The following is a 21,219-nucleotide window of genomic DNA, read 5'->3' as shown; positions in this document are numbered from 1 at the left end:
CCGCGCTCCCGCCGAGCGCCACCGGTGAGCGGGGCGAGGAAAGCGCGTATGCACCTGTCACCGTCCGGGCCCCGGCCGCGGGTCCTGCACGTCTCCCAGCCCGTCGACGGCGGCGTGGCCCGTGTGGTCACGGACCTGGTGCGGGCGCAGCTGGCCGTGGGCGCCGAGGTCACCGTCGCCTGTCCGGAGTCCGGGGGCCTCGCGGCGGCGGCCGAGGTGCTGGGCGCCGGCGTACGGCACTGGCGGGCGGGCCGTTCACCGGGGCCGGGACTCGCGCGGGAGGTACGGAGTCTGCGTCAGGCCGTGCGGGAGGTGCGCCCCGACGTGGTGCACGCGCACAGCGCCAAGGCCGGACTGGCGGTGCGGCTCGCCGTGCGCGGGCGGGTGCCGACCGTGTTCCAGCCGCACGCCTGGTCGTTCGAGGCCGTCGGCGGGACGACCGAGCTGCTCGCCCGCAACTGGGAGCGGCTGGGCGCGCGTTGGGCGTCACGGGTGATCTGCGTCAGCGAAGCCGAGCGGCGCACGGGTCAGCGGTCCGGGGTCCGGGCGCGCTGGAGCGTCATCCCCAACGGCATCGACCTGGAGCGCTTCCACCCGGCCTCGGTGGACGCCGTACGGGCCGGGATCCCCCTACTCGAAGGGGTGGACGCGGCGGCGCCGCTCGTGGTGTGCGTCGGACGGCTGTGCCGGCAGAAGGCGCAGGACGTCCTGCTGGAGGCGTGGGGCGAGGTGACGCGGCGGGTGCCCGGGGCCCGGCTGGTCCTGGTCGGCGACGGCCCGGACGCGCGGACGCTACGGGCCGGGGCTCCCCCGTCCGTGCTGTTCGCCGGAGCCGTCGCCGACGCCGTGCCCTGGTACCAGGCCGCCGATCTGGTCGTCCTGCCGTCCCGCTGGGAGGGCATGGCGCTGGCGCCGCTGGAGGCCATGGCCTGCGGGCGGCCCGTCGTGCTCACCGAGGTGGACGGGGCCCACGAGAGCCTTCCGCCCGGTCAGGGGCCGCGCTGCCTGGTGCCGCCCGAGCGGCCACAGGCGCTGGCCGGAGCCGTCGCCGAGCTGCTCCTCGACCCGCTGCTGCGCGAGTCGCTCGGTCATCAGGCACGCCGGTACGTAACGACCACGCACGACGTCCGGCGCACGGCCGCGGCCGTCGCCGGCGTGTACCGCGAGCTGATCGGCACCTGGCCGACCGGGCGGGGCACGGGCGTGGACCACACCGAGTGCAGGGAGTCCATCCACACGTGACTGCGGAAAGTACCGTTCCCTCCCCCGGCGGCCGGCCGCGGGCGTCGGACCACGGATTCTCGCCCGTCTCGGTCATCCCGCCGCGCGGGGCCACGGCCGGCTTCGGTTTCCCCGACGGTCGACGGCCCTCCGTGCGGCGCGCCTCGCGGCTGCCGCTGCCCGCCGTGGACATCGGCGCCGCGCTGGCCGGCGGCTGCCTGGCGCTGCCCTTCGCGTCTCCGCTGCCGCTCGCGGTGCCGGTGCTGCTGCTGGTGCTGGCGGTGCTCGGGCTCAACGCGCACGCGTCGCTGTACCGCGTTGCGCCCGTCCCCGCCGTCCTGGACGAACTGCCCGCCCTCTGCGGCCGGATCGCGGCGGGCTGGTGTGCGCTCGCGGCCCTGCTGGCGGCGTACTCGCCCGAGCACGCGCTGTCCGCCCACACCCTGGTCCTCGGCTGCGCGGTGCAGTCGGTGGTGAGCTGTGCGGGCCGCGGCGCCGTGCACGGGGGCCGGCGCCGGGCGCTCCTGCGGCATCCGCGCGCGGCCCTGGTGGTCGGCCGGGCCGCGGAGGCACAGCGGGTGGCGGCCGCCTTCCTGCGGCATCCGGGGTGCGGGGTACGGCCGGTGGGTGTCGTCGCCGACGAGCCGGGCGGCCCCGAGGGGCTGCCGGTGCTGACCACCGGCGAGGAGGTCCAGCGGGCGCTCATCCAGACCGGTGTGCAGGACGTACTCGCCGTGGGACCCGCCGCGCGCGCCGAACAGGGCGCGCTGCTCGGGTCGCTGGGTGCGGCGGGCTGCTCCGTGTGGGAGGTGGAGACGGACCCCTCGGCGTCCGGGCGGGGTGACCGGCTCGCCGGGTTCGCCTGCCGGCCGCTGCCCACGGACCGGCGGCGGTACGGGAGCGCCGGGAAGCGGCTGCTGGACGTGCTGGTCTCCGGGGTGCTGCTGCTGGTGGCCGGCCCGGTGCTGCTGCTGTGCGCGGTCGTCCTGCGGGCCGCCGACGGGCCCGGGGTGGTGTTCCGGCAGGAGCGGATCGGCAAGGACGGGCGGCCGTTCACCCTGCTGAAGTTCCGTACGCACCGGCCGGTCGACGCGCACGAGGCGGCGACCCGCTGGAGCGTGGCGAACGAACAGGAGATGCGCTGGTTCTGCCGGTTCCTGCGGCGGACCTCGCTGGACGAGCTGCTCCAGCTGTGGAACGTGCTCCGGGGCGACATGAGCCTGGTCGGGCCACGGCCCGAACGGCCGTTCTTCGTCGACCGGTTCAGCCAGGCCCACCCCGGTTACGCGGCCCGCCACCGGATGCGGACCGGGATCACCGGGCTCGCGCAGATCCACGGACTGCGCGGCGACACGTCGATCGAGGACCGCTGCCGGTTCGACAACGCGTACATCGACGACTGGTCGCTCTGGCAGGACGTCTGCATCCTCGTGCGCACCGCGGCCTCGCTCGTGCGTCCGACGGGGAGCTGAGCCGGTGGCCCAGGTCCTGCCCGCCCCGCCCCTGGTGGCCGCCGTGGCCACCGTGACCGCGGCGCCCCGCCGCTTCCTGCCCGTACTGCCCGTGCTCGCCCTCGTCGCCACGCTCGCGCTGCCGGTCCCCGGGGACGCGGGCGGGGGCGGGGGCGGCACGGTCGCCGACGCCGTGTCCGGGCTGGTCGTGCTGTGCTGCGCGCTGCGTCTCGTACGCGGCCGACGGCGCCCCCTGACCCGTACCGCCGCCGTGGTGCTCGCGATGCCCGTCGTCGGGGTCGCGCTCGCGACGGCGGGCGCGGCCTCGGCCGGGGCGGGGGCCGCGGGGCTCGTACGCTATCTGCAGATCTTCGTGCTGGTGCCGGCCGCGGTGGTGCTGCTGGTCCGCGACCGCCGTGACGCCCGGCTGATCGCCTGGTCCCTCGTCACGCTCGCGCTGTGGCAGGGGGCGATCGGCGTCCACCAGTACGTGACCGGGACCGGTGCCTCGTACCAGGGCGAGGAGATCCGGGCCGTGGGCACGTTCGGGCCGACGGACATCATGGGCATGGCGGCCGTGGTCTCGTTCGGTCTGGTGTGCGCGCTCGGTCTCGCCCTCGGGTCCGGGCCCGCGCGGCACCGGGCCGTGGCGGCGGCGTGCGCGCTGGCGCTGCTGCTGCCGCTGGCGGTGTCGTTCAGCCGGGGGGCGTGGATCGCGACGGCCGTGACGTGCGGGGCGCAGCTCGCGCTCGCCGGACTGCGCCGGGCCGTACAGGTGTTCGCGGTGGCGGCGGCCGCCGCGGTGGTCCTGGTGGGCGGGCTCGGCGTGGGCACCGCGATGCTCCAGGAACGGATGAGCAGCATCACGCAGGTCGCCCAGGCGCCCGACCAGTCGGTGACCGACCGGTACACGATGTGGGCGGCGGCCGTCGACATGTGGCGCGAGCGGCCGCTGACCGGCGTGGGGCTGAAGGGCTTTCCCGACCACCGCGACGGGCACGCCTCACTGGCGCTGTCCTCGGGCAGTGACACGGACGGGGCGGGCGCCGGCTTCCACCGGCAGCCGCTCCTCTCGCCGCACAACATGTACTTGCTGGTGCTCAGCGAGCAGGGGCTGCTGGGGCTGCTCGCGCTGGCCGGGAGCTGGCTGGCGCTGCTGGTCCGCGGGCTGCGGCGGCTCGTTCGGGCACGCCGTTCGCCGGACGGCCCCGACTGCGCGCTCGTCGCCTGCGGGATGCTGCTCTGGCAGCTCGTCGACTTCGCGTACGCCGACATCGGCGGCCCCTCGACCGTGCTGACCGCGCTGGTCCTCGGCCTCGCCGCCTGGTGGGCGCTGGCCCCCGAGGGGGCCGGGGAACGATGACGGTGACGCCTTCCCGGGCGGAGGGTGAGGGAACGACGCCCCGCGAGCGGCTCCGCCGTGGGTCGGGGGCGGGCGCGGGGCCGGAGGACGACGTCCTGCTGCCCGGGGCCCGCGCGGCGGCACCGCGCGCGGCGGCCGGCGACGTCACCGAGGTCACCGGGACCTCCTCCGCCGACACCTCCCCCACCGACACCACCCGTACTCGGGGTACCCGAGCGCAGGGCCCCTCCGCCGGGGTCGCCCCGCCCACCCGGGGGTTCCTCGCCAAGGCCACGCTCGTCACCGCTGTCCTCTCCATCGCGGGCGCGCTGCTCGGTCTCGGCCGGGACCAGGCGCTCGCGCATCTCTTCGGCGCCGGGACCGAGACGGACGCCTTCCTGGTCGCGTGGACCGTGCCGGAGGTCGCGGCGACCCTGCTGATCGAGGACGGGATGGCCTTCGTGCTGGTCCCGGCGTTCAGCCTGGCCGTGGCCCGGCGGGCACGGGCGCGCGGGACGGGCGACGGCGACCCCGTCCGCGCGCTCGTCGCCTCGACGCTGCCCCGCCTCGCGCTGGCCCTGGTGGGGGTCTCCGCGCTGCTGATGGCCGGGGCGCCGTACCTGGTCGCGGGGCTGGCGCCGGGACTGCCCGACCCCGGCCTCGCGGTGGACTGCACCCGGCTGACGGCGACCTGCGTGCTGAGCTTCGGGCTCGCCGGCTACTGCAGCGCGGCGCTGCGCGCGCACCGCCGCTTCCTGGCGCCCGCCGCGATCTACGTCGCCTACAACACCGGCATCATCACGGCGATGTTCGTCCTCGGCGGCCGCTGGGGCGTGCGCTCGGCGGCCGTCGGTGTCGCGGTGGGCGGCTGTCTGATGGTGGCGGCGCAGACGCCGGCTCTCGTACGGCAGCTCTTCGGCCGTTACCGGCCCGCGGACGCCGTACACGCCACACCCGCCGAGGGCACCTCCGAGCAGCCCCGGGAGACACCCGGCACCACCGCCGGGGACCCCGCCGGACGGTCCGTGACCCACTCGGTGGATCTCGCCCTCATCACCCCGGTCCTGCTCTTCGCCCTCTGCCGGCAGTCCCAGGTCCTCATCGAGCGCTACCTCGCCTCGAACCTCCCCTCCGGGGCCATCTCGCACCTGAACTACGCGCAGAAGGTCGCCCAGATCCCCATGACCCTGTCGCTGATGCTGTGCACGGTCACCTTCCCGGTGCTGGCCCAGGCCCTCGCCGAGGGCGACACCGAGCGGGCCCGCAGCCGCGTCGAGCGGGACGTGGCGGTCGCCTCGTGCATAGTGCTGCTGGGCGCGGCGGCGGTCTTCGCGTGCGCGCCACAGATCATCGAACTCCTCTTCCAGCGGGGCGCGTTCACCGCCACGGACACGGCGGCGACGGCGACCGTCATGCGGGTGTACTCGGCCGGGCTGCTCGGCCACACGCTGGTGGGCGCACTCGTGCGGACGTACTTCTCCGCGGGCCGCCCCACCTGGTACCCGCTGGCGGCGATGGCCGCGGGCATCGTCGCCACCTCGTGGATCGGCGCGGGGACCGTCGGGACCTGGGGCGTGCGCGGGATCGCCGCCGCCAACGCGATCGGGATCACCCTCACCGCGGCGCTGCTGCTGTCCGGCATGAGCGAGAGGCGCAGTGTGCCGATCCGTACCCGCCGGGTCGTCCACGAGCTCAGCAAGCCGGTCCGCGCGGCCGTGGCGGCCGCGGTGGCCGGGGCGCTGTGCGCGAGCCGCTTCGACGCGCCGGAGGCCGCCCTGCTCACCGGCGGCCTGACCGTCACGGTCGTCTATGTCCTGCTGCTCCGGTTGCTCGGCGTCCAGGCCGTCGCACCCGCCTTCCGTACCGTCCTCCGTTCCGTCACCCGAAGGCTGCCGCATGCCCGTTTCCGCTGATCCGACCGACGACCCCACCGCCGGCACCACCAACGACCCCACCAGCGACCCCACCGCCGACCCGGCCGGCGTCATGACCGGCCCGACCCGTACCGGCGCGCGCCCGGCGGCCCTGTGGGTGGCGATGTACCACTCGGTGGGCGACTGCTCGGACGACCCGTACCGCATCACGGTCTCGCCCGACCGCCTCGAACAGCAGCTCGACTGGCTGCGGCGCCGGGGCCTGCGCGGCGTGAGCGTGGCCGACCTGCTCGCGGCCCACTCCCGCGGCGAAGGGCGGGGCCTGGTCGGGCTCACCTTCGACGACGGGTACGCGGACTTCGCCGACAACGCCCTGCCGGTGCTCCGGCGCCTGGGCTTCGGCGCCACCGTGTTCGTCCTGCCGGGCCGGCTGGGCGGCACGAACGAGTGGGACCCGCTCGGCCCCCGCAGACCGCTCCTCACCGCCGACGGCATCCGCCGGCTCGCGGACACCGAGGGCCTGGAGATCGCCTCGCACGGCCTCACCCACATCGACCTCACACTGGCCGACGACGCGCTGCTGGGCGCCGAGGTCGGCGGCAGCAGGGCCCTGCTCGCCGAGCTGACGGGCCGTGAGGTGCGGGGCCTGTGCTACCCGTACGGGACCGTGGACCAGCGGGTCGCCGACGCCGCGCGGGCCGCCGGGTACGGCTACGCGTGTGCCATCGACCCCGGCCCGCTGACCGGCACCTTCGCCCTCCCCCGGGTCCACATCGGCGAGAGGGACGGGTCCTGGCGGCTGCTGCTGAAGTACCGCCTGGGCGGGTTCCGCCGGCGCCCGGTGACCCTGACCGGCGCCGGCCCGGTGGCGGCGGCCCGGTGAGGGCCCTGCACGTCATCACCGGTCTCGGCGTCGGCGGGGCCGAGCAGCAACTGCGCCTGCTGGTGCGGAACCTGCCGGTCCACTGCGACGTGGTGACCCTCACCAACCCGGGCGCCGTCGCCGAGGGCCTCACCGCGGACGGCGTGCGCGTCACCCACCTCGGCATACAGGGCAACCGCGATCTGACGGCACTCCCCCGGCTCGTCCGGCTGATCCGCCGCGGCCGGTACGACCTCGTCCACACGCATCTCTACCGGGCCTGCGTGTACGGCAGGGTCGCCGCGCGGCTGGCCGGGGTGCGGGCCGTCGTGGCCACCGAGCACTCGCTCGGCGACTCGCAGATGGAGGGCCGCCGGCTCACCCCTGGCGTGCGGGCGCTCTATCTGGCCAGCGAGCGCCTGGGCCGCGCGACGGTCGCCGTCTCGCCCACGGTCGCCGAACGGCTGCGCCGCTGGGGGGTGCCGGAACCGCGTATCGAGGTCGTACCGAACGGCATCGACGTGGCCCGCTTCCGCTTCGACCCCGCCCGGCGCGAGAGCACCCGGCGGCGGCTCGGGCTGCCGCAGGGGGCGTACGTCGTCGGAGGTGTCGGGCGCCTGACGGCCGGCAAGCGGTTCGAGGTGCTCGTCCGGGCACTGGCCGAACTCCCGGACGACGTCTGGCTGCTGCTGGTCGGCAGCGGGCCGGAGGAGAACGTCCTGCGGCGCGCGGCCCAGCACCGGGGGGTCGCCGACCGGGTGCTGTTCACCGGCGAGCGCCCGAACGGGCCCACCGGGCACACCACTGCGGGCGGCCTGGACCTGCCGTCGCTGACCGGTGCCATGGACGTCCTCGCCTCGCCCTGCGCGGAGGAGGCGTTCGGGCTCGCCGTCGTGGAGGCCCTGGCGGCGGGCCTGCCCGTGCTCTACGTCTCCTGCCCGGCCGTCGACGACCTGCCCCGGGACGCGGCGCCGTTCGCCCGCCGGGTGCAGGGCGGCGCGGACTCGTTCGTACGGGCCCTGCGGCAGGCCCGCGCGCAGGCCCCCGGGACGCGTGCGGCGCCGGACGCCGCCCACCACTACAGCATCGCCCGCAGTGCCGACCGGCTCATGGACATCTACACGGCCGCAACTCTGGGAGTGAGTTCCACATGACCGACAACCCCGACCGTCCGGCCGAGTGGGCGCGCTGGGCACTCGCCCGCGCCAGGGCGCTGCCGCCGTGGGCCCTGCTGGCCGCGGGCGTCCTCCTCGGCGGCGTGCTCGGCAGCGCGTACGGCGGTCTCAGGACCCCGCAGTACACCGCCACGAGTTACGTCATCGCCGTCCCCACGAAGCAGTCGGACCCGGCGGCCGCGCTCGGCTTCGCGCAGGCGTACGGACGGGTCGCCACCCAGCTCGCGGTGCTGGGGGACGCCCAGGTGTGGGCGGGTGTGCCGGTGTCGACCCTGCGCGAGAGCGTACGGACCGCGACCTCGCCGGACGCGCCCATGGTCGCGGTGACCGCCACCTCCGCGGAGCCCGACCTCGCCGCTGACATCGCCAACGCCGTGTCGCGCTCGCTGACCCGGCACGCGAACGACAGCGAGGACAGCACCCATGTGGAGCTGCTGCAGTTCTCCCGGGCCATCGAGCCCACCGAGGCGTCCTCGGCGTCCGCCGCGGTGACCGGACTCGTCGGCGCGAGCGCCGGCGGCCTGCTCGGCGGGCTCGCGCTGCTGGTCCGGCCGCGCCGGGCCCCGGAGCCCGCGCCCACGGCCTCGGTGCCGGGCCCCGCCACCGCCGCCGTCTTCCGCGGGCAGCTGTGAGAGCCACCGCCGCGCGCACGGAACTGCGCGCGCAGCTCTGCACGGACGAGCGGGAGTTCGGCGGGATGGCGGAGGAGTGGGGACTGCTGTACCGGCGGTGCGGTGCGGCGACCCCGTTCCAGAGCCACGCCTGGCTGCACTCGTGGTGGCTCTCGTACGGCACGCCCGGCCGGCTGCGCCTGGTCGTCGTCCGTGACGGTGACGACCTGGTGGCCGCGGCCCCGCTGATGCTCGTACGGCAGCCGTGGCCGGTCCTGGTGCCGCTGGGCGGGCCGATCTCCGACTTCGGGGACGTGCTGATCGAGGACGGCGAGCGGGCCGACCGGGCCGCCGCGGCCCTGGCCGACGGACTGGCCGCGGCCGCGCGCACCGCGCTGATCGACTTCCGTGAGGTACGGCCCGGCGGCGCGGTCGAGCGGGTGTACGCGCGCTGGCGCGGCCCTCGCCGACGGGTGCTGGACTCGCTGTGCCTGGAGCTGCCCGCCGTGCCGATGGACGACCTGATCGGGCGGCTCGGGACGGCCAAGGCCCAGCAGCGGGTCCGCGCCAAGCTGCGCAGACTGAAGTCGCTGGGCGTCGAACGGCGTGCCGTACGCCCGGACGGGGTCGACGCGGCGCTGCGCCGGCTCCTGGAGCTGCACCGGCTGCAGTGGCAGGGCCGCAAGGTGACCGCCGAGCATCTGCGGGAGCGGTTCGCCGAGCATCTGGTGCGCTCGGTGGGGCCGATGGTCCGCGCCGGGGACGCGGTGGTGACCGAGTTCCTGGTGGACGACACCGTGGTGGCGGTGGATCTGACGCTCCTGTCGCCGCGGTTGGCGGGCGGCTATCTGTACGGCGCGCATCCGCAGCTGCGGGAGCGCAAGGCGGACGTGGCGACGATGCTGCTGCACGCCTGTGTCCAGCACACCGGGACGGGCGGGCGCCGGGTGCTGAGCCTGCTGCGGGGCAACGAGCCCTACAAGCACCACTGGCGTCCCCTGCCCGTCGTCAACCAGCGTTTCCTGCTGGCCCGGCGGCGGACGGCGCCGCTGATGTCCGCCGCCGTCTGTGACGTGGCCGCGCGCAGCCGGGGCAAGCAGCTGCTCGACCGGTTCCTCGACTGGAGGGGGCGCGGTGGCGGCAGGCCGTGACCGACCCGCCGCCGCCTTCGGGTCAGCGGTTGCGCGACCACCAGTCGAGACGCAGGCAGAGCTTCCCGCCGAGCCAGTACTCGGCCCATTCGCCCAGCTCCACGGGCGAGCAGTCCGGCGGCCGCACGGGCGCCGGGTCGGTCGGCCTGGGCGCCGGATCGGTGGGCCTCGGCGCCGGATCGGTCGGCTTCGGCGCCGGATCGGTCGGCTTCGGGGTCGGGTCGGTCGGCGCCGGGTCGGTGCGGCCGGAGAGCACCGAACGGTAGACCTCGGAGGCCCTCGGGTTGTCGTCGCACTGCCACACACCGTGCGGGCAGTAGTCGGTGAGCGTGTTGTAGAGCGGCTTGTGCTCGTCCAGCCAGGCGAGCATGCGCCGCATGTACGTCGGGTTGTCCCCGTTACGGAAGAGCCCCCATTCGGGATAGGAGATCGGCTTTCCGTGTTCCTTCGCGAAATCGACGTGCGCCTGCAGCCCGTAGGGCTCGGACACCGCCTCGTCGAATGACTGTCCGCGCGGCTGGTCGTACGAGTCCATGCCGATGATGTCGACCGTCTCGTCGCCCGGATAGCACTCCGTCCAGGGAATGGCGTCGCGGCCCCGGTTCGGGGTGAAGTCGAACCGGAACTTCTGCCCCGGCACCGCCCGCATGGCGGTGACGATCCTGTCCCAGTACGTCTTCCACGCCTCCGGGTCCGGCCCGCAACGATGGGTGTACGTGATGCCGTTCATCTCCCAGCCGAGCACGATGACGGTGTCGGGCACCCGCAGCTCGACGAGCCGCTCGGCCAGCTTGCGGAAGTGGTGGTCGAACTCTCCGGCCGCGCCCCGCCGCAGCAGGCTGCGCACCTCCGGGTCGGAGACGTGATCCTCGTTGCGCTCCAGCATGGGGACGTTGAGGACGAAGAGCCGGTCGTCCCGCTGGCGCCGCCAGTCCGCCCACGCGTCGAGGAATCCGGGCAGGCCCTCGATGTTGCTCCAGAGGTCGCCCGGCAGATAGGTGTGCGCCACGCGCAGCTCGCTGCCGCCCAGCCAGCGGCTGAGCTCTGCGATCCGGCCCACCCCGCGGGGCCCGTAGTCCAGGTAGGCGCCGAAGGCCGGCGTCCCGGAGTCCTTCGGCGGCGCGGGGCGCGGGGTCACCGGGAGCTGCGGCCGTACGGGAGCCATCGGCGCCACGACACCGGTCGGCGGCGAGGGCGGTGGTTCGGTCGCCGCTCCCGCGCCCGTGGAGTGCTCCGTCCCCGACGCGAGGCCGGCCGAGGTGAGGAGCCCGGCGGTGAGTACGGCGGTGAGTACGGCGGCGGCGCATGCCGGCCGTCCGGTTCGGGTCCGTTGCAGTGGGGCCATGCCAGCTCCTCGCGCTTCGTTTCACCGTCCAACCGTCCACTGACACTCAGTCACGGCCAGCGGCACTGCGCCAACCGGGGCCGAGCGCCCGGGGGAAGGCCCGCTCACCCGCACGGGTGAGACATCACCACAGACGTCATGAACAGACCTCGAGGAAAACGTGCCCATGCCGCCCTTCGACATCCGTGTCCCCGCCGTACTGCTGCGCATCGACCGCAATCCCTTCCACCACGGGACGCTGGGGGCCGTACGCTCGCTCGGCCGGGCCGGGATCGACGTACACCTCGTCGCGGACTGCGTCGGAAGTCCGGTGCGCGGTTCGCGCTTCGTGTGCCGGATGCATCCGCCGCCCGCGCCCGGTTCGCCGCCCGCCGACATCGCCCTGGCGTTGCGCCGAGTGGCGGCCCGGGTGACCCGTCCCGCCGTACTGATCCCAATGGATGACGCGAGCGCCGTCGCGGTGGACCGCATGCGGGACGAGCTCGCACCCCGGTTCCTGCTGCCGCCGGCCCCCCGGGGTCTCGCCGAACGCGTCGCGGACAAGGCGGAACTGGCGGCCGTGTGCGGGTCCGCGGAGATCCCGCACCCGACGACGCTGGTTCCGGACAGCCCCGCGCAGGCGGCCGCGGCGGTCCGGCGGCTGGGGCTGCCGGTGGTGGCGAAGTGGAGCCGCCCGTGGCTGATGCCCGCCGGTTCGGGTCTGCGCAGCACGTCGGTGCTGGGCTCCGCGCAGGAGGCCCGGGCCCTGTGCCGGCGGACCGAGGAGGCGGGCAGCCGGCTGCTGCTCCAGGCGTTCCTGCCACCGGGGCGGGACCGGGACTGGTTCTTCCACGGGTACGTGGACCGGTCGGGGGCGGTGTGCGGGGGCGGCCCGGGCCGCAAGCTACGGGCCTGGCCGCGCGGCGCGGGCCTGACCACGATGGGGCGCTGGACACCGAATCCGGCCGTGCAGGCGCTCGCCGAGCGGCTGGTGTCGGCGCTCGGCTACCGCGGCATCTTCGACCTGGACTTCCGCCGTGACGGGGCGAGCGGCGCGTACCACCTGCTCGACTTCAATCCGCGGCCCGGCGCGCAGTTCCGGCTGTTCGCCGACGGGGCGGGCCTCGACGTGGTGCGGGCCCAGCACCTGGACCTGACGCACCGTCCGCTGCCGGTGCCCGTCCCCCGCCCGGGCCGGACCTTCGTGGTGGAGAACTACGCGCCCTTCGCGGCGGTCTTCCGGGGCGGCACCGAGCGCGCCTGGCACGCCCGGGACGATCTCGCGCCCGGTGTGGACCTGTGGGCGCTGTGGTCCCGTCATGTGGCCCGGCGCCTGCTGGGCCGCGTACGGCCGGGGGCGTCCGCGCCGGCGACCGGCGCGGGGCGGGGCGCCGGGCGCTGACCGTCGGGGTGCCGGGCGCGTGGCGTCCGGCACCCGGCGGGTCACCAGCTGCGGGCCGCGGCCCGGTTGCGGCGGTACAGGATCGCTCCGCCGATCAGCAGGCCCATGCCGGCGCCCGAGGCGGCGAGCATTCCGTCGCTTCCGGTGTGTGCCAGTTCCGGGCCGGACACCGGGCCGGCAGAGGGCGTGCCGGTCTCGGGCGCCGCGGGCGGTGCCGCCACCGGAGGCTCGGGGGACGAGGACGGAGGAGCCGTCCACGGCGGAGTGGACGGAGGCGTGTGCGGGTGGGTCGGCGGGGTGTGCGGGTGGGAGGGCGGGGTGTGCGGGGGCTTCGACGGCGGCGTGTCGTCGCCGTAGCCTCCCGGACCGTCCTGGACGGCGCAGTCGTTGCCGAACACCGGGTTGAGAAGACCGATCACGTTGATCGAGTCGCCGCAGGCGTTCACCGGTACGTCCACCGGCACCGCGGCGTCGTTGCCGCTGACGGCACCGGGCGAACCGTGCGCCCCGCCGTCGGCGGAGGACCCCGAGTGCTCGTACCCGCCCGAGGGCCCGTACGAGCCGAAGTCCCCGAAGCCGCCGAGGCCGCCGTCGTCGCCGAAGCCGCCGTGACTGCCGTGGCCGCCGTCGTCGCCGAAGCCGCCGTGACTGCCGTGGCCGCCGTCGTCGCCGAAGCCACCGTGGCCGCTGTGCCCGACATGGCCGCCGTCGTCGGTGTGGCCGCCGTGGCCGCCATGACGGCCGTCGTCGCCCTGACGACCGTGACCGCCGTCGTGACCATGACCGCCGTTACGGCCGTCGTCGTGACCACGACCGCCGCGGCCGTCGTCGTGACCGTGGCCGCCGTGACGGCCGTCGTCGCCATGGCCGCCGTGACCGCCCTTGCCGCCGTGACCGTCGTCGTGACGGGGTCCGTCGTGACGGGGCTCGTCATGGCTCGGGGCGTGGTCGGGCGAGGCGTGGGAGGGGGCCTGGTGGTGGGGGGCTCGGTGCTCGTCGTGCGAGGTCGAGGCGTTGGCACAGGAGTTGCCGAAGGTCGGGTTCAACGCGCCGACCACGTCGACGGAGTTGCCGCACGCGTTCACCGGAACGCCCACCGGCACCGCCACGTCGTTGCCCGACGCGACGCCGGGCGAGCCCACCGCGCCCCCGTGCGCCTCCGCGTCGGCGAACGCGGGGGTGCCGTACATGGACAGAATGCCCGTCGCGGCCGCGGCCACGACCATTCCCCTGCTCAGGGTCTGTCGCAACGTAGTTGTCTTCCTGCTCGTAAAAGTGGAGAAGCCGGCCTTGGCGCCCAGTAGGTCGTCCAAGGCCGGCATGACTCAGCCGAACGGCTGGTGCGTTCCGACGTGTCAGTCGTTGACGCAGGTGTTGCCGAACGCCGGGTTCAGCAGGCCGATCACGTTGATCGTGTTGCCGCACACGTTGACGGGAACGTGAACGGGCACCTGGACGACGTTGCCGGAGAGGACGCCGGGGGAGCCCACTGCGGCGCCCTGGGCACCGGCGTCGGCGAAGGCGGGGGCCGCCATTCCGAGGGCCATGATGGCTCCGGCGATGGCAGCTGCGCTCTTCTTGTGATTCACGTGCTTTCCCTTCTTTGCGGTCATGCCCCTGTGACGGCCGAAACCGAGCGAGCGCATCCTGGACGGCTCGCAGCACGACCTCGGGCTGTTAACGAGGAACGGAGGTCCGAAGAAACTACGTAATGTGAACGGCTTGGCAATTCACTCGAACGCACCGAATCGCCGCCGTGCCCCGAAGGGGGCAGCAGCGCGATTTCGCGCATCCACAGACGGTTGTCCACATGCGGCAGCACCGCACACAACGCCCGGGGCACCACCGAAACACACGCGGGGAGGAACCCGGGCTGTCCGCGTGCGACTCCAGCGGACAACCCGGGCGGTGCCGGATGCGGCTTAGTCGCCGTTCGCCGACAGAACGGACAGGTCCTCCAGGATGTGCGACAGGGCGGCGTCGCGCTTCGTCTGGGTGGAGTTGTCCGCACACTGCTGCGCGAGGTCGTCCGACAGGATCGGGACATCCTGGAGCGGGACGATGTTGATGACGGCGACGTTGATGTCCTCAAGGCCCACGCAGGGCTTGTTGAGGGTCCCGTCGACCAGCGAGAGCTGAGGGCTCATGTCGCCCTTGGTCGCCGAGTTGCCGAACGCCGACGAGGCACCGTTGCCGTTGGCCACGGCCGGTCCGGAGTCGTCACCCACGGCAAGCGCCTGGGGAGCGGCCGCCACCGACATACCGATGACAGAAGCGGCAGCCGCCGCGGCGAACATTGCCTTCTTAAGCACTTCGCGTTCCTTTCCTAGTAGCGACGCATGTCCTACGGCCTCATCAACCGGCGGCCACGGGATTGGTTGCGGGCGTTCACCCGGTTGGCCCGCATTGAATCCATGGACAGGTGGGAAAGGCGACCGCCCCGTGTTCCCCGGGAACCGCTCCCGGTGTGGGCCGTCGGAGTGAACGGGAGAAACCATGCCGCGCCGATGCAGTTGAACCAGAACGCTCCGGTGGACGGGGTTTCTTCAGAAAGGACTTGGGTAATGATCAAGAAGGTTCTTGCCACCGCGGCGATCGCCGCTTCCGTCGTGGGTGCTTCCGCTGCCGTGGCTCCGCAGGCGCTGGCGATCGGCGACGACAGCGGCCCCAGCACCGCGAACGGCAACGCGGCCGCGCAGTACTACGGCAACTCCGCCACGCACGGCAACATGAGCCCGCAGATGGCGCTCATCCAGGGCTCCTTCAACAAGCCCTGCATCGGCTTGAACGACATCAACATCCCGGTGATCAACGTGATCCCGATCCAGGACGTCCCGATCCTGTCGGACGACATGACCCAGCAGTGTGTCGAGAACTCCACGCAGGCCAAGCGCGACGGTGCGCTGGCGCACCTGCTGGAGGACGTGTCGATCCTCTCCGCCAACAGCGAGGACTGAGTTCGGGCGGGACCGAGGACGGGCGGGAGGGCGGGACCACCGAACACATCGGTGGTCCCGCCCGTTTCTGTGTGGCCGTGCGTCAGCGTCCGGACGCGTACAGCGCCTCGACCTGCTCGGCGTACGCCTGAAGTGCCGCGTGGCGCTTGATCTTCAGGGACGGGGTGAGCAGGCCGTTCTCCTCGGTGAACTCGCCCTCCACCAGCGTGAACGCGCGGATCGACTCCGCCCTGGAGACGGCCTGGTTCGCGTGGTCCACGACCTTCTGGACGTCGGCGCGCAGCCGGGGGTCGTGGACGAGCTCGGCCATCGGCGTGTCGGCCGGCATCCCGCGGACGTACAGCCAGTGGGCCAGGTCCTCGCGGTCCAGGCTGATCAGGGCGGCGACGTAGGGGCGGTTGTCGCCGACGACGACGCACTGGCCGACCGGAGGCCGGCTGCGCAGGCGGTCCTCCAGGACGGCCGGGGAGACGTTCTTGCCGCCCGTGGTGACGAGGATGTCCTTCTTGCGGCCGGTGATGGTGAGGTAGCCGTCCTCGTCGAGCGAACCGAGGTCACCGGTCGCGAACCACTCGCCGGACAGGACCGCGTCGGTGGCGGCCGGGTCGTTCCAGTAGGCGCCGAAGACGATGCCGCCCTTGATCAGCACCTCGCCGTCGTCGGCGATGCGGACGGCGGTGCCCGGTACGGGGAGGCCGACCGTGCCGGGGCGCGGTCGCAGGGGCGGGACGATCGTCGCGGCCGCGGTGGTCTCGGTGAGGCCGTAGCCCTCGTAGATCATGATGCCCGCGGCGTAGAAGAAGAGGCTCAGCTCGCGGTCGAGCGGGGAGCCGCCGCTGATGGCGTAGCGGGTGCGGCCGCCGATCTCCTTGCGGATGCGGCGGTAGACCAGCAGGTCGTACAGGGCCCAGGCGGCGCGGAGGCCGGGTCCCGGTCCCTTGCCGCGGCCGAGGAACCTGTCGAGGTGCCGCTCGCCGAAGCGGACGCCGACGCGGTGGGCGCGGTCGAAGGAGGCGCCGCGGCCGATGCGTTCGGCGGTGGCGCGGCCGGTGCCGTGGATCTTCTCGAAGAGGTAGGGCACGCCGACCAGGAAGGTGGGCCGGAACTCCCGCAGTGCCGGGCGGAGTTCGTCGGGCCTGATGCTCGGGAAGTGGCCCAGTTCGATGCGGGCCAGCAGGCAGGAGATCTGCAGGGTGCGGCCCAGGATGTGGGCGAGGGGGAGGAAGAGGAGGGTCGACGCCTGTTCGCCGGTGACCTCCTTGAAGACCGGGTGGAGGAGCTCGACGGTGTTCGCGGCCTCCGCGTACAGGTTGGCGTGGGTGAGGACGCAGCCCTTGGGCCGGCCGGTGGTGCCGGAGGTGTAGCAGATCGTCGCGACGGAGTCGGGGGTCAGCGCCGTGCGGCGCTTGGTGACGTCCTCGTCGGGTATGTCGCGGCCCCCGTCGGTCAGTTCGGCGACGGCGCCCGCGTCGAGCTGCCAGATGTGCGGGGGCGCCGGGTGGCCGGCCGTGCCGGTGGCGACCGCCGCCGCGTTCTCCGCGGTCTCCACGACGACGAAGCGGGTGGCCGAGTCCCGGACGATCCATTCGATCTGCTCGGGGGAGGACGTGGGATAGACGGGCACGGACAGGCCGCCCGCGGCCCAGATCGCGAAGTCGAGCAGCGTCCACTCGTAGCGGGTACGGGACATGACCGCGACGCGGCCGCCCGGTTCGAGGCCCGCCGCGATCAGTCCCTTGGCGACGGCGGTGACCTCGCGGGCGAAGGCGGCGGCGGTCACGGGCCGCCAGCCGCCGCGCTCCCTGCGGCGGACGACCACGGCGTCCGGGGCCTCGGCCGCGTTGGTGAAGGGCAGGTCGGCGGTGCTGCCGGTGGTGGTCGCGGGCGCGAGGACGGGCGTGCGTGCCTCACGGACGACTCCGTTCGCGTCCCTCGTGACCTCGACCTGGGCGCGGTCCGCCGAAGCGGTGCGCTTCTTCGCCCTTTTCAGGTCCTTGCGTACGCCCATGGAGGCTCCCCGGTGGCGGCTCGTGGTGCGGTGACGCTTACTTACTCTTGAGTAAACTTACTCGAGCGTAGGAATTTTTCAACCGGCTCGGGACGTCCGGCGGAACCGGGGCGTCAAGGTCGGCCGGACCCGGGCCGATGAACGGGTCATGACGTCGACGCACTCGCCCGCGCATCCCTCCTATCCCTCGCAGCCCTCGCACATCCCGCACCTCTCGCGCCTGTCGCGCTTCGCGCACCCCGGGAACCGGCCGCCCGAACTCCCCGGCGACACCGGGTGGGCGGGCCTTCGGCGGACGGCGGTGTGGCTCGTGCCCGCGCTCCTCGTGGCGTACGCGGGGTTCCGGCGGCGGTGGATGTCCGACGACGCCTACATCTACGTACGGACCGTGCGGCAGGTGCTGGCGGGGAACGGGCCCGTGTTCAACGCCGGTGAGCGGGTCGAGTCGTCGACCGGCACGCTGTGGCAGTGGCTGCTCGTCGGGGCCGGGGCGGCGGGGATCGACGTGGCGTCGGCGGCGGTGTTCGGGGGGCTGCTGCTGACCGCCGCCGGGTTCGCGCTCGCGGGGATCGGGGCGCTGCGGACGTACGGCGGGCGCGTGGCCGTGCCGTTGGGGTCGCTGGTGCTGCTCGGGCTGCCTCCCGTGTGGGACTTCGCCACCTCGGGTCTGGAGACGGGGCTCGCCACCTGCTGGATCGCCGGGGCGTGGCTGGCGCTGACGGCCCGGCCGGCCTCCCTGGCGACCTCGGTGGTCATCGGCCTCGGTCCTCTCGTGCGGCCCGATCTGGGGCTGGTGACCGTGGTGTTCCTGGGGGCCCAGTGGCTGCTGGTGCGGCCGTCGTGGCGTGGCGTGTGCGCCGGGGCGGGGGCGGCGGGGGTGGTGCCGGCCGCGTACGAGGTGTTCCGGGCCGGGTACTACGGGCACCTGGTGCCGCTGCCCGCCGTGACGAAGGAGGCGTCGCGGAGTCTGTGGGGGCGGGGGCTGGTGTATCTGGCGGACTTCGCGCAGCCGTATGTCCTGTGGCTGCCCGCACTGTTCGTGGCGGCGGCGGTGCTGGGTCTGCGTGGCAGTGGCTTGCGTGGCGGTGGCTTGCGTGGCGGAGGGGCGCGCGGGTTCGGGGTGGTGCGGTTCGTGCCCGTGCTCGCTCCCGTCCTCGCGGGGCTGTCGTGCTGGGTGTACGTGGTGAAGGTGGGCGGGGACTTCATGCACGGGCGCATGCTGCTGCCCGGGCTGCTGCTGATGCTGCTGCCCGTCTTCGCCGTCCCGGTGACACGGGTGGCCGTGCCGGCCGCGGTCGGGGTCGGACTGTGGGCGGTGGTGTGCGCCGGCTGGCTGCGGATGCCGTACGGGGGGCAGATCGGGCCGGCGGGGATCGCCGACGAACGCGGGGTGTACGTCCGCCACAACGCGGATCCGCATCCCGTGCGGCATACGTTCGTCGGGGCGCCGCATCACCTTGCGTACGTGCGGCAGGTGTCGGCGGCGCGTCGGTCGGGGGCGCCGGTGCTGCTGTTCGGCAAGGAGGGGCGTGGGGGTGCGGTCTCGCCCGGGGTGACGGCGAGTTATGTGGTCCTCGGGCTCAACGGGGCCGTCGTCCCGCTGGACGGGGCCGCGCTCGATCCGATCGGGCTCGCGTATCCCCTGGCCGCGCACTCCGAGCGGGTCGGGCGGGGGCGGGTGGGGCACGACAAGCGGCTGCCGGCCGCCTGGCTGGCCGCGGATCGGGGGGTGGCGGGGGGTCGGCCGGGGTGGGTCGACCCCGGGCAGGTCGCCGCGGCGCGGCGGGCGTTGCGGTGTGGGGGGCTTGCCGAGCTGAACGCGTCGGTGCGGGGGGTGATGACTCCGGGACGTTTCCTTCGGAACGTCGCCGGGTCGTGGGAACGGACCGCCTTCCGCTTCCCGCCGGACCCGGAACGGGCGGAGCGGGAGCTGTGCGGGTGAATGGACCGGGGCGCCGTGTGCGGGTGGGTTGGTGCTGAGCGCGCAGTTCCCCGCGCCCCTAGGTGAGTGGGGGTGCCGTCGCCCGAAAGGTGCGGGTGGGTGGGGGCTTGGCGCGCAGTTCCTCGCGCCCCTTGGGCGGGGCTCGGTGGGGCCCCGTCAGGGGCGCGGGGAACTGCGCGGCCAGCCACACGCGGGCCGCACGTGCCAAGCAACGTGCGGACCCCCTTCAGGGGTGTGGGGGGTCAGAGTGTCAGGGCCTTGGCCCTGTTGATCGTGTCGGTGAGCCGGTGTAGCGGGGTGGAGTCCGTGAGGGACGCCAGGCGGGCCGCCCGCCGGGCCAGTTCCGGGAGCGGCGGCGCCCCGGGCAGCGCACTCCACCGGCCGTCCCCGCCCCGCAGCGCGTCGGCGAAGTACGCGGCCACCGCCGTGACCTGCAGCCCGGCTCCCGAGTCCCACAGCGGCCGGTCGAGCGCGTCGACGCCGGCCTGCCCCGTCTCCTCGTACGGCTCACGCGTCTCGGGGTCGAGCCAGCGCACGGTCGCCGTGGCGACGTGCCCCCGCGCACCGGGCTTGACCCGCACCGCGTACAACGCCGTCACCGTGTGCCCGGGCCCGGTCTCGCCCCCGTCCACCCGGTCGTCGCGGAAGTCCTCGTCGGCGACCCGCCGGTTGTCGTAGCCGACCAGCCGGAACTGCTCGACGGTCGCCGGGTCGAAGGCGACCTGCGCCTTGGCGTCCCTGGCGGTGAGGTCGATGGTGCGGGGCAGCTCGTCGCAGAAGAGCCTGCGCGCCTCCGCCGCGTCCGACACGTACGTGGTGTGCCCGTCGCCCTTGTCGGCGAGGCGCTCCATCAGCGCGTCGCCGTAGTCGCTGCCCACGCCGACGCCGAAGAGCGTGATGCCGTGCGCCCGGCGGGCGCCCGCGATCCGGTCGAGGAGCGCGTCGGCGTCGGTCTCGCCGGTGTTGGCGAGGGCGTCGGAGAGCAGCACCACCCGGTTGGTGGCTCCGGGGCGCAGCCCGTCGACGGCCGTACGGTACCCGGTGGTGAGGCCCGCCCCGAGGTTGGTCGAGTCGGCCGGTTCGAGGGTGTCGATCGCCTCGTGGACCCGGCCGCGGTGGTCGCCGAGCCGGGTCATCGGAAGAACGGTCCTCGCCTCGTCGCTGAAGGTGACGAGCGCGACCGCGTCGTCGTCGCGCAGCCGGTCCGTCATCACGCCCAGGGACTCCTTGGCCAGGTCGAGGCGGCCCGGTTCGGCCATCGAACCCGAGACGTCGATGACGAACGTGAGGGCGGCGGGCGGACGTTCGCCGCCGTCCCCGGCCCCGCGGGTGGCGAGCCCGACCCTGACGAACCGCCAGTCCGGGCTGTCCGTGCGGGCGCCGTCCACCGTGACCGTGAAGCCGTTGCCGTCGGGGCGCTCGTAGTCCTGGCGGAAGCTGTTGATGAACTCCTCGGGGCGGATCGTCGACGGGTCGGGCAGGCGGCCGTCCTCCAGGGTGCGGCGGGCGTAGCCGTACGACGCGGTGTCGACGTCCAGGGCGAAGGTGGAGAGGTGGTCGGCGGCCGGTGGCGCGAACTCCCGAAGTTCGCCCTCCCGGTTCCCCTCGCCGGTGCCGGTGCCGGTGCCGCCGTTCGGCGGGCCGGTCGGCAGGGCCGGGGCGGGGGCCGGGAAGCCGTTGCTCTCCCCCGCCTCGGCGCCGCCCCGGTCCCGCGCGCCGCCGTCGTCCGTGCCACCGCACGCGGTGAGCAGGAGTCCCGCGGACACGGCCGCGGCGACGAGCGTGCCCCGCACGCGCCGCCGCCGTCCCTGTCGTGCCCCATGCCGTTCGGTGCGCCTCATGTGTGCCCCCTCGGGTGACCGCCGTGAGCCGACGTCTGTGACTGTGACGGCGGAGGCG

Annotated in this window: 17 protein-coding genes; 11 read left to right on the top strand and 6 right to left on the bottom strand. The window is 74.2% G+C overall.

What is annotated here, in order from left to right; all coding sequences use genetic code 11:
• Positions 1-48 precede the first annotated feature (48 nt).
• The 8 genes from ACFYXC_RS01475 (at position 49) to ACFYXC_RS01440 (ending at position 9,687) form a co-directional block, all read left to right on the top strand.
• The gene (locus ACFYXC_RS01475; RefSeq protein WP_389545535.1) at positions 49-1,242 is read left to right on the top strand and encodes a glycosyltransferase; all 1,194 of its coding nucleotides are present in this window, start codon (positions 49-51) and stop codon (positions 1,240-1,242) included.
• Positions 1,239-2,693: an exopolysaccharide biosynthesis polyprenyl glycosylphosphotransferase gene (locus ACFYXC_RS01470; RefSeq protein ID WP_389545532.1), complete on the top strand. Its 1,455-nt coding sequence runs from the start codon at positions 1,239-1,241 to the stop codon at positions 2,691-2,693. The genes ACFYXC_RS01475 and ACFYXC_RS01470 overlap by 4 nt, the downstream gene beginning before the upstream one ends.
• A 4-nt stretch (positions 2,694-2,697) precedes the next feature.
• Positions 2,698-4,035, top strand: coding sequence for an O-antigen ligase family protein (locus ACFYXC_RS01465; protein WP_389545529.1), 1,338 nt, complete (start codon positions 2,698-2,700; stop codon positions 4,033-4,035).
• Positions 4,032-5,927: a murein biosynthesis integral membrane protein MurJ gene (gene murJ, locus ACFYXC_RS01460; protein WP_389545526.1), complete on the top strand. Its 1,896-nt coding sequence runs from the start codon at positions 4,032-4,034 to the stop codon at positions 5,925-5,927. The genes ACFYXC_RS01465 and murJ overlap by 4 nt, the downstream gene beginning before the upstream one ends.
• Positions 5,928-6,051: 124 nt before the next feature.
• A complete protein-coding gene (locus ACFYXC_RS01455; RefSeq protein WP_389546737.1) occupies positions 6,052-6,771 on the top strand; it encodes a polysaccharide deacetylase family protein in 720 nt (239 codons plus the stop codon).
• Positions 6,768-7,904 (top strand): glycosyltransferase, encoded by a 1,137-nt coding sequence (locus ACFYXC_RS01450; protein ID WP_389545523.1) that lies wholly within the window; start codon positions 6,768-6,770, stop codon positions 7,902-7,904. The genes ACFYXC_RS01455 and ACFYXC_RS01450 overlap by 4 nt, the downstream gene beginning before the upstream one ends.
• Positions 7,901-8,557, top strand: coding sequence for a lipopolysaccharide biosynthesis protein (locus tag ACFYXC_RS01445; protein WP_389545521.1), 657 nt, complete (start codon positions 7,901-7,903; stop codon positions 8,555-8,557). The genes ACFYXC_RS01450 and ACFYXC_RS01445 overlap by 4 nt, the downstream gene beginning before the upstream one ends.
• Positions 8,558-8,622: 65 nt before the next feature.
• The gene (locus ACFYXC_RS01440; protein ID WP_389546734.1) at positions 8,623-9,687 is read left to right on the top strand and encodes a GNAT family N-acetyltransferase; all 1,065 of its coding nucleotides are present in this window, start codon (positions 8,623-8,625) and stop codon (positions 9,685-9,687) included.
• Positions 9,688-9,709: 22 nt separating this feature from the next.
• Here the strand turns inward: ACFYXC_RS01440 and ACFYXC_RS01435 are convergent, their stop codons facing one another.
• The gene (locus ACFYXC_RS01435; RefSeq protein WP_389545518.1) at positions 9,710-11,032 is read right to left on the bottom strand and encodes a glycosyl hydrolase; all 1,323 of its coding nucleotides are present in this window, start codon (positions 11,030-11,032) and stop codon (positions 9,710-9,712) included.
• A gap of 166 nt (positions 11,033-11,198) precedes the next feature.
• Between ACFYXC_RS01435 and ACFYXC_RS01430 the strand changes: the two genes are divergently transcribed.
• Positions 11,199-12,413, top strand: a complete 1,215-nt coding sequence (locus tag ACFYXC_RS01430) for an ATP-grasp domain-containing protein (RefSeq protein ID WP_389545515.1) — start codon at positions 11,199-11,201, stop codon at positions 12,411-12,413.
• Between the two features lie 41 nt (positions 12,414-12,454).
• On the opposite strand, the gene ACFYXC_RS01425 is transcribed toward ACFYXC_RS01430, so the two are convergent.
• From ACFYXC_RS01425 to ACFYXC_RS01415, 3 genes are all read right to left on the bottom strand, one after another.
• A complete protein-coding gene (locus ACFYXC_RS01425; protein WP_389545512.1) occupies positions 12,455-13,663 on the bottom strand; it encodes a chaplin family protein in 1,209 nt (402 codons plus the stop codon).
• 105 nt (positions 13,664-13,768) lie between these two features.
• Positions 13,769-13,960, bottom strand: coding sequence for a chaplin (locus tag ACFYXC_RS01420; protein WP_388909149.1), 192 nt, complete (start codon positions 13,958-13,960; stop codon positions 13,769-13,771).
• A 375-nt stretch (positions 13,961-14,335) separates the two neighbouring features.
• Positions 14,336-14,725, bottom strand: a complete 390-nt coding sequence (locus tag ACFYXC_RS01415) for a rodlin (RefSeq protein WP_388909065.1) — start codon at positions 14,723-14,725, stop codon at positions 14,336-14,338.
• Positions 14,726-14,977: 252 nt separating this feature from the next.
• Here ACFYXC_RS01415 and ACFYXC_RS01410 point away from each other — a divergent pair, with 252 nt between their 5' ends.
• A complete protein-coding gene (locus tag ACFYXC_RS01410; RefSeq protein ID WP_388909067.1) occupies positions 14,978-15,370 on the top strand; it encodes a rodlin in 393 nt (130 codons plus the stop codon).
• An 82-nt stretch (positions 15,371-15,452) separates the two neighbouring features.
• Here ACFYXC_RS01410 and ACFYXC_RS01405 read toward each other — a convergent pair whose 3' ends face one another.
• Entirely contained in the window at positions 15,453-17,378 is a 1,926-nt protein-coding gene (locus ACFYXC_RS01405; protein ID WP_389545508.1) for an AMP-dependent synthetase/ligase, read from the bottom strand.
• A 148-nt stretch (positions 17,379-17,526) separates the two neighbouring features.
• Between ACFYXC_RS01405 and ACFYXC_RS01400 the strand changes: the two genes are divergently transcribed.
• Complete coding sequence (locus ACFYXC_RS01400) at positions 17,527-19,320, top strand: hypothetical protein (RefSeq protein WP_389545506.1); 1,794 nt, start codon at positions 17,527-17,529, stop codon at positions 19,318-19,320.
• Positions 19,321-19,562: 242 nt separating this feature from the next.
• Here the strand turns inward: ACFYXC_RS01400 and ACFYXC_RS01395 are convergent, their stop codons facing one another.
• Positions 19,563-21,161: a von Willebrand factor type A domain-containing protein gene (locus ACFYXC_RS01395; protein ID WP_389545503.1), complete on the bottom strand. Its 1,599-nt coding sequence runs from the start codon at positions 21,159-21,161 to the stop codon at positions 19,563-19,565.
• Positions 21,162-21,219: the final 58 nt, after the last annotated feature.

The organism is Streptomyces sp. NPDC002701, assembly GCF_042889045.1.
Classification (GTDB): Bacteria; Actinomycetota; Actinomycetes; order Streptomycetales; family Streptomycetaceae; genus Streptomyces.
Note: the sequence above shows the minus strand (reverse complement) of the source record. Positions and strands in the feature narration are given on the sequence as shown.